This is a genomic window from Methylocystis sp. (assembly GCF_021731785.1).
Classification (GTDB): Bacteria; Pseudomonadota; Alphaproteobacteria; order Rhizobiales; family Beijerinckiaceae; genus Methylocystis.
Map to the genome: position 1 here is coordinate 1 of NZ_JAKFWS010000001.1, position 2,988 is coordinate 2,988.

Consider the following 2,988-nt stretch of genomic DNA (forward strand, 5'->3'; position numbering starts at 1 on the left):
TCGTCGGTCGCGCCGTTCTGAATCATCCAGCCCGGGCGCCCGGGACGCGCGGCGTCAGCTTTGGACTGTGATTTTGCGCCGCTGCCGCGAATGGCGGAAGGCGTCGTCGACACGGGCGTAACGTCGATTTTACGCGCGCCGTTCGTCGTCGAGCCGTCGCGCGCAGCGACTGGCGTTGCGCCGGCGCGGCCCTTTGCGCCGGGAGACGCGCCCTTGCGTTCCGCATCCCTGTCGTCGCTCGTTCGCTTCTGCCCGCCAGAAACGAAGGCCGGACGAACCGCTGGCCGTTCGGCGTTCTCCTGCTGCGGAATGGTCGCCGCCGGAACCGGAGCGTTCAGCTGGCGGCCAAATGGTTCGGGCTCCGCAGCCGAATTTTCCTGAGGCTCTGCATAAGCCATGCGCTCGGCGGCGATCTGTTGGGCGCGTTCCGCGGCGCGGTCGGCGCGCAGCGCGCGCTCGGAAGCCAGTCGCTCCTGCGCCTCGATGGCGCGCGGATCTTCGCTCACCGCCGCCGCAGTTCTTACGGAAGAGCCGCCGTCGATATTTTCCTCGATCAGCCCCGCCATGATGCGATCCCGCCCGTAGGCGGTCTTGCCGCCCATCACCACCGCGACGATGTGATGCCCGCGACGGCGCACGGAGGTCAGAAGATTGAAGCCGGACGCGCGCGTATAGCCGGTCTTGATCCCGTCCATGCCCTCGACCTGGCCGAGGAGATGATTGTGATTTCGGTGCAGCGCGCCGTTGTAGGCGAAGCTCGGCGTCGAGAAATAGCGATAGTAGCGCGGAAAGCGCTCCTGGATGGCGCGTCCGAGCACCGAGAGATCATAGGCCGTCGTGACCTGATTTGGATCTGGAAGTCCCGACGCGTTTTCATAATTGGTGTTGCGCATCCCGAGCGCATGGGCCTTGCGCGTCATCATCTGCGCGAAACTGTGCTCGTCGCCCGCGACGTTCTCGGCGATCGCGCAGGCGATGTCGTTGGCCGATTTGGTGACGACCGCCTTGATCGCATTGTCGACGCTGATCGTCTGTCCAGGACGCAGGCCCAGCTTGGACGGCGCCTGCGCCGCCGCGTGTTGCGAAATCATCAGAGGCGAGTCGAGGCGCAGCCGCCCTTGTTCGAGCTGCTCGAACAGAAGATAGAGCGTCATCACCTTTGTCACCGAGGCGGGATGGCGCAACTCGTGCTCGGAGCGGGCATAGAGCGCACGGCCGCTGTTGGCGTCGACGACGATGGCCGAAAAGCCGCGATGCTCGCCGATGGCAGGATCGCTATTGGCGTTGGCGCGCGCCCGAACGGCCGAATTGCGGTCGTCAGAAGCGCTACGATGATGAAAATGATGTCTGCCGCGCGCCTCCGCGGGGATCGCCGACATTGTGACGAGGACCGTGATCGTGGCAAAGCTTGCCGCGAGGGAGCGGGGCCGCGGCAGGCGGTCCGACAAACTCGATCTCAGCATAAACGCGCCCCTTGACTTCACTGTTGTTCGCGCAACCGCCCAGCCGCGCCAAAAGTGACGATTTGGCAATTTAAGGGCTTGCAGTTACCCGCTGGTTAAGCGCTAGCCTCGCGCAACGTTTATTGCGCCGCAACATTTTTATTGACTTTAATTTGTGCATTGCATATAAAAAAGTCGTGAGCGGGCGCATAGCGCCGCATAGGGCGCCTTTGCGCCAAAATCATGAGGACGAACCCATGGCAGCTAATTTCGACAGCGTTCAGAAGCTCGGCAAAGAGCAGTTCGAAGCCGTGTCCGCCGCTGCGGCCGCGGTGACCAAGGGCTGGCAGAGCATCGCCGCCGAGACCACCGATTATTCCAAGAAATCCTTCGAAAAGAGCCGCGTCCTGGCCGAAAAGCTGATCGCGGTCAAGAAGATCGACGAAGCGCTTCAGCTTCAGTCCGATTTCGCCAAGAGCGCCTATGAGGATTTCATGGCCGAAGCGACCAAGCTCGGCGAGCTCTACACCTCGCTCGCCAAGGAAGCGTTCAAGCCGATCGAGTCTGCCGCGAAAGTCTATAGCCCGGCCGAGTAATAGGCGCTAAACACGTTCGTCCAAAGCGCGGCTAGGACACATGAGCCCCGGGGAGGCTGTCGCCTCCGCCGGGCTTTAGACCGAGCGCCGTTCGTGCTCTACGCCGAGACCTGTGGTCAGGCAAAGTCCGAACGGCCGTCTTTAGCCAAGGAGCACCACATGAGTCATGGAAAGCCGGCCGTCGCCGCCGTCGCCCTGTTTGGCGCGTTTCTTCTGAGCGCTTCAATGCCCGCGACTGCGCAGGATGTGCGCATCGGCTGTTCCCTGGTCCAGCAATATAGCGGCCCGGAAGTGAGCGCCGTGCTTGAGCAGGTCCGCTCAACCGTCGGCGAAGGCGAGGCGAACGCCCTTCACGCAAAATACGTCGGCCTCAAGAACGACTGCAGCTCGAATCTGAGCGCGTCTCGTGTGGTTCGCCTCTCTCCCGCGATGCACCGGCTCCTCACCGAATATGGCGTGAACGTTCACCGCTTCGCGGTTTTGCAGCGATAGACTGCTTTCCGCCCCAGACCTGAAACCGTCGGGGCGGGCGCAGCTTTTCACGCTATCTGGGGACGGCGGCGCGCGAGGAGTTCCGGGACGGGGCGCCAAACTGTAGACTTCGACCCGATCCGCCCCGCGTTCCCCAAGGCCTGCGACCATGCCTGCCGCCGAAGCCGGCTTTGTGCATCTTCACCTCCACACCGCCTATTCGCTGCGCGAGGGCGCGCTTTCGCTCGGCAAGCTGATTGATCTCGCGGTGCGCGACCTCCAGCCCGCGCTGGCTGTCACCGACACCAATAATCTCTTCGCGGCCCTCGAATTTTCCGAGAAGGCGGCCAAGGCTGGCCTCCAACCGATCGCAGGCGCACAGCTCCGGGTCGATTTCGCTGACGGCAAGGGTGGCGCAGTCTCGGCGCGAGACGACCGTTTCGCCAATATAGTGCTGCTGGCCAAGACCGAGGCGGGCT

At 63.2% G+C, this 2,988-nt stretch carries 4 protein-coding genes; 3 read left to right on the forward strand and 1 reads right to left on the reverse strand.

The window, feature by feature from the left end; translation table 11 throughout:
* Window positions 1-1,463 (reverse strand): serine hydrolase (locus QZ964_RS00005; protein WP_292527742.1); only part of this gene is annotated, 1,463 nt, incomplete at its 3' end.
* A 236-nt stretch (window positions 1,464-1,699) separates the two neighbouring features.
* Between QZ964_RS00005 and QZ964_RS00010 the strand changes: the two genes are divergently transcribed.
* From QZ964_RS00010 to QZ964_RS00020, 3 genes are all read left to right on the forward strand, one after another.
* Entirely contained in the window at window positions 1,700-2,038 is a 339-nt protein-coding gene (locus tag QZ964_RS00010; RefSeq protein WP_026222954.1) for a phasin family protein, read from the forward strand.
* Between the two features lie 93 nt (window positions 2,039-2,131).
* The gene (locus QZ964_RS00015) at window positions 2,132-2,530 is read left to right on the forward strand and encodes a hypothetical protein (RefSeq protein ID WP_292527745.1); all 399 of its coding nucleotides are present in this window, start codon (window positions 2,132-2,134) and stop codon (window positions 2,528-2,530) included.
* Between the two features lie 148 nt (window positions 2,531-2,678).
* A partial coding sequence (locus tag QZ964_RS00020; protein ID WP_292527746.1) for a PHP domain-containing protein occupies window positions 2,679-2,988 on the forward strand: 310 nt, incomplete at its 3' end.

Excerpts from the sequence above, each read along its gene's own strand:
- QZ964_RS00010 (WP_026222954.1), top strand. The coding sequence starts at position 1,700 with ATGGCAGCTAATTTCGACAGCGTTCAGAAGCTCGGCAAAGAGCAGTTC.